Origin of the sequence: Maribellus maritimus (assembly GCF_022267315.1) — a bacterium.
Classification (GTDB): domain Bacteria; phylum Bacteroidota; class Bacteroidia; order Bacteroidales; family Prolixibacteraceae; genus Draconibacterium; species Draconibacterium maritimum.
This window is the reverse complement of sequence record NZ_JAIKLE010000086.1, coordinates 1-5,740: the sequence shown is the minus strand read 5'-3', so window position 1 is coordinate 5,740 and position 5,740 is coordinate 1. Positions and strand designations below refer to the sequence as shown.

At 35.5% G+C, this 5,740-nt stretch carries 3 protein-coding genes and 1 tRNA gene; 1 reads left to right on the top strand and 3 read right to left on the bottom strand.

All coding sequences use genetic code 11. The features are described from left to right. Positions 1–53: 53 nt before the first annotated feature. Positions 54–127 (top strand) — tRNA-Ile (locus K5G00_RS28655). Between the two features lie 1,187 nt (positions 128–1,314). On the opposite strand, the gene K5G00_RS28650 is transcribed toward K5G00_RS28655, so the two are convergent. The 3 genes from K5G00_RS28650 to K5G00_RS28640 all read right to left on the bottom strand — a co-directional run bounded on the left by K5G00_RS28650 (position 1,315) and on the right by K5G00_RS28640 (position 5,625). Then, positions 1,315–2,337 carry a DUF4249 family protein gene (locus tag K5G00_RS28650; RefSeq protein WP_238769921.1) on the bottom strand — a complete coding sequence of 341 codons (1,023 nt, stop codon included), beginning with the start codon at positions 2,335–2,337 and terminating at the stop codon, positions 1,315–1,317. Between the two features lie 81 nt (positions 2,338–2,418). Further along, on the bottom strand, positions 2,419–4,887 hold the full coding sequence (locus K5G00_RS28645) for a TonB-dependent receptor (protein ID WP_238769920.1): 2,469 nt from the start codon (positions 4,885–4,887) through the stop codon (positions 2,419–2,421). A gap of 90 nt (positions 4,888–4,977) precedes the next feature. Beyond that, a complete protein-coding gene (locus K5G00_RS28640) occupies positions 4,978–5,625 on the bottom strand; it encodes a hypothetical protein (protein ID WP_238769919.1) in 648 nt (215 codons plus the stop codon). Positions 5,626–5,740: the final 115 nt, after the last annotated feature.

Genomic DNA, 5,740 nt, shown 5'->3' with positions numbered 1-5,740 from the left:
AAAGTTGTAAACTTGCACTCCGAAATCTGATATTTATAAAATAATATCATTCCGGGCCTATAGCTCAGTTGGTTAGAGCACCTGACTCATAATCAGGGGGTCCCTGGTTCAAGCCCAGGTGGGCCCACAAATTAAAAATGAAGCACTTAGTGTATTTTACGAAGTTGCTTCATTTTTTTTATTTGCACACAATTTGCACACAGTCTCATAAAGGATTTTATGGATTTTAAGAGCAATCAGTTTTTTGTCTGAAAATACTCTCTTGAAATCAGGTTTTCAAACCAAGATAGTATTTTTTAAGAGTACATTGATAATATATACATATGATTGTTCGTCCCTTTTGTTGTTTCATAATCATGAGGTCGGCGGTTCAAGCCCGCCTCTCGCTACTGAAAATAAAGAGGTTACAAAAGCACAATTTGTAGCCTCTTTCTATTTGCATGTAATTTGCATGTAAGTTCGTTGACTCAGAAATATAATTTTTCAATCAATTTTTTAGAATAACCCGCTTGAATGATTGTTTGATTGACCAATCAACGGCTTGTTTAAACGTTTGAATGTTCAAACGTTCTACTCAACTAATAATTCCTCTTTTTGACTATGTCATGCACCCGCAATTATGGAATCAAAGATTCAAACCCGTAAACACCGTATTAAACATTTTCGGAAAATTTTCAAAAGGAAAAAGAAATAGAGAGTATAGGAATTGCATGTGTTGATGTGCCGTTTCAAAAATGGGTTAATTGCAGTTTACAAAAATCATATCTTTTTGAAACTGTCTTGTGCGGCGGAAAGTGTCAACTCTTACGGTTTTGGAGCGAATGGCTTTATCCATGGTCTTTTGAAAAACACGGAGAACCTATTTTGTTGAAAACGTAGTTGCCTTAATAGAATTTGAACCTTATTGTTTAAAAAATATAATTCTCCAAAACGCTGTTAATAAATCATAGGAAAGTGGAATCTATTTTGCCTATATCAATTTCTTTAGTCTCTCCATCAATTCATCCTTCTCCTTTAACATGTGTTTATAAAGAGCATTCCATTTGTGAATTTGCATTACTTGCTCAATAAGATGGAAAGTAGAATTAAATTTATTGTATTCAAGATAGACCTAATATTAAAAGTGTTTGAAATGATATTTACAGTCTTTTCCTCATCAAAATTCAGAAAAGCTTCAATCAGAGTTTTCAAGGGAATAGAGTTCTATTACCTTCATCCATTCATTGACCATGGATTTTTATAAATTCTACCACCGTCTATCTCTCATAAGATTAACTATTAGTTATAGAATGAAAATACACAAATTTATTATCTCTATTTCTTGGTCGACAAGTTATCTATCCTAACTATTTGTTTTTGGTACCCGGCAAAAATTCCAACGCCATTAATGATGTTACTGTAAACTAAAACCGGAGTTCCACTTATATCTCCCCGGTTAGAAATTTGAAGCGAATAATCTTTTTGAAATTTGTAATATTCGTTACTTAAATCCATGAATTCAATCCAATATTCTCCCTCGTAAAAATAAGAAGTATAGATATCGACTGATTTTTTTTCTGAAAAGTCACCGAGCAAAGTATAAGTCTCGTAAGGTGCCTGGTAAAACACACCAACCGGAGAAATACATGTTTCCATTGAAAACGCAGCAGGGGCGCGATAATCAACCTGATCTAAAAAAGTTGCCTTTTCTATTTCTCCTGAGTTTTCAAATGCCCTTGTTTCTCCAATTATTGGTGCAAGAGTTTTCCACAACGGACCAAAAACAATTTGCCCGTCTAATACTTTAAGATTACTTACTATTTGTTGTTCAATTCCATTTTCAAACATTTTATCAAAACTATTTTCGTTAAAATAATATCGTTTGTATCCTGCAATTGAATCAAACTTTAACACCCTTACCCGGCAAAGGGAATTGGAATTATCAGGTGGTGTAATTGTAAATCCGGCAGAAACCATTTCTGAATAAGCATTGTAATTAGACACAACCGTTCGTAAAGTCAGGTCTGTACTTATTCCCGAGAAGCCGCTTTTAAAAGGAACCGAACTTTGAGCACTTATATCTGCCCGGCCTTCTATCTCAACCATCAGATTATAATTAACATCTGCCTGTGGGTAGGAATCCGCTTCATAAATCCCGTTCCCGGTATGTTGTAAAAAGATTGTTGTATTGTTTCCCGTTATCGATACCTGTGCATTTGTCACCGGGTCGATAGATTCGTTTTTATTTAGATTAAACGTTTTATAAATTTTTATGTTCCAAGGCAAAGTATCGGTAAAAAAACCGGTAACTACTATCTCCTGCGCATCTCCCGATGTTTCAAGTTCGATTTCTTTCATGCAACCTGTCAGCATTATGAATGAAGATAATACAAGTATGCGTTTTGATAAACTGACTATTTTTTGGCTCATAAGTGTTAATTAAAATGTATTGAAACTAAATCGGTAACTAACAGAAGGCACAAAAGTAAAAACCGAAAAACTTTTATAAACAACTTTCCCGTCATCCCCTGTTTCTGAGAAAATCATCATGGGATTATTCCGAGCATAAACATTATAAACAGAAAAGTTCCAGATGCGTACCCCCCTGCGCTTTTGTTTAATAAAATTTATCCCAATATCCAAACGATGATAGGCAGGTAAATGTTCCTGGTTTATGTCATTGTAGTAGGTTACGTTCTCAGGCTTGTAAATTATTTGGTCGTAAAAACCAAGATCGTTCATCATTCCATATAATGGTGAACGGGCATATCCCTGGTCTCCGTTATATCCGGACATTGATAAGGTAATGGGCATTCCTGTTGCATACACCCATGAACCTGTTAAATCAATCTTTTTGTTCGGGCTGTACATCCCAACCACTTTAAGCTGGTGCCTGCTGTCGTATTTAAATGGGAAAGGTTTCCCATTATTAAGATTATCAAACTGTCGTTTTGATTCAGAAAGAGAATAGGCAACCCAACCATTTAGCTTTCCTGAAACTTTCGAAATCAGAAACTCTATTCCTTTGGAATCTCCTTTCCCCTGGGTTACTTTTTCATACCATGTTTCATCCAGGGAAAAAAAGGATTCTCCGTTTTTATAGTTAACAACATTTTTCATGTTTTTGTGATACATTTCTGCCGTGAATTCATATATACTGTTGAAATTATATTTTATTCCAAAGTCAAACTGATTTGACCGGGCAGGTTTTAAACTGCTGACAGATGGCACCCACATATCAACAGGAAACGTGCTTCCATTGTCAACAAGCAGGTGTAACGGCTGGGCCATTTTTGTCCAGCTTCCGTACATGGCAAAATTGTCACTCAGTTTATAGTTCGCCATAATGCGTGGTTGCAACGAAAGAAAACTATCTCCATTATTGTATGTAACTAAAAATGCCAAACCGGCATTAACAAATAGCTTATTAAAAAAATTCAAATGATTCTCGATATAGCAGGTACCTTCAAACAACCTTTCGGTAGTTTCGTGAACATTACGGGAAAAGTTTTCGGAGGGATTTGATTCCGATTCATAATTCAAATTGAGTTTCCCCGGAACAAAACTGCGCCAATTTACCCGCCCTCCCGTAAGTATTTTCAACCATGGGGAAGCAAAATAATCAAAATCCGATGCTAAACCAATGTCTTCAATCTCTGATAAATTCACGAAAGATGTGTGTTCGTTTAGAGTATCGGCAGCCGATTTCTGAAAATATTTGTTACCTATCAAAGTTTCGTATTTGTAAGTAGAATATGAAATGGTGGTATTGGAGAAAAGTTTTTCGTTAAACAGGTGGTTCCAACGCGACGACAGGGTGAGATTTCCCCACTGGTTAGTAAAATCTGAACGGTTTTCAAGCTTTTCATATTCAATCGACTGGTGTGAGAGCCCCCTTTGGTTATACTTTTCTTTTTCTGATAAAAATAGTTTATCTCTTCCTGCGTAAATGCTGAAATATAACCGGTCTTTGGAGGAGAGAATAAAATTCGATTTTAAATTAATATCGTAAAAATTGTAGCCCGACCATGTTTTGGTTGTCTTATACATGTCCTCTTGTTTAATAGCGTTTAAAGGGGTGTAAAGCAAATCAGCATAAGTCCTTCTCATCGCAAGGATAAACGAGGATTTACCTTTTTTTATGGGGCTTTCGTAAATCAGTTTTGAAGAAATTGTGCCAACTGTAAAATCCAATTTTCTTTTATAAAGATTCCCTTCCTTCAGCCGGATATCAATTACTGAAGATAACCTGCCTGAATACCTGGCCGGAAACCCTCCTTTATAAACATCGACACTTTTGACTATTTCGGGGGTAAACACTGAAAAAAATCCAAAAAGATGGTTAACATTATAAACGGGCATTCCATCCAACAACATCAGGTTTTGTCCGCGGTCCCCGCCCCTGACATATATTCCGGAACTCCCTTCTTTTCCCATATCTATTCCCGGCATTAATTGCAACGATTTTATTACATCTTTTTCACCCAGCAAACCCGGTATTTTTTCCAGTTGTTTCGCTGTAAACGATATTCTTCCGGCAGGGGTAAAATCTTCGTCAGCGATTTTTATCGCTTTAACAATAACGTCATCCAAGCTTTGTCCAGGCTCTAGTAACATTGTTAAAGTAGTGTCGTTTTCACAAAATACGGGCTTGGTTATTTTTTTATACCCAACATACGAAACTGTAAGTTGCAGAGTATCTCCATTATTTGTTTTAAAGCTAAAGAAACCATAAGGATTAGTAAGGGTGCCTTTTCCTGTGATTTTATTATACACATGGGCATTGATGAGCGCTTCTCCACTACGACTGTCATATACAAAACCACTTACAATATGTTGGGAAAATACTTCAATTTGCAAAATAGACAAAAGGAATAGTAATGTACCGAGGAGCTTTAACTGTTTCATAAATACCTTTAATCGATAAGTGTGTTACCAAAACGGAATATTCGTGTAAAAATTTCCCGGATAAGTAATCTTATACGGGAAAAGTGGACACTATAAATCAACACTAATTTTATTTTCCTCTAAAATTCCACTCGACCAAAAAGTTACTCTGAAATCCCTAAGTGCAAAATCTTTATAAAAGGCTTGTGAAGAATAATATAATTTGCTTATATAGTGCACCTTAACTGTGCTCCTTGTTGTTCCAATATAATCATCCTGAAACCAGCCGGTATATCCGGGGGTAGGGGCAACTCCAATTTCACTCCAATCAATATATTGGTTTTCCAAATTATAAGAAGCCTCATTATTTCGCCATTTTTTGGGAATTCCCCTGTATTTCTCCTGATTCATAACCAAATTTAACTCATATCCTACTTTATAAGTTGGCAGGCCTGTATATGGATCAAAATTAACAATTGTACTAAAAACATATTTCTCTACTGACCAAATAAGCCTTCTTATACCTACAGTTTTTATCCCTTCATCCAATACGTCTGTTGATTTCAATTTACTATTTGTGGAAGCCGGATCGAATATTACTACGTTCTCACTTTCAACAACTCCGGACTTCAGCCCGGATTCAATACCCGAAATGATTGTATAATCACCATTTAAAACAATATATTCTTTGTCTTCGCTGAATTTATACAACGAATTCTCAATTTTTACGAGTCCGTTAATATTCAGAATATCTTCCAACCCAGTAGAATAGAATTTTTAATTATACCATTTTAAATACAAAATGCCGCATTGAAAATTTTTAGGTAGTGTTTGTTTCCTGTTATTGACATTATGGTTTCGGGTTGCATTTCTA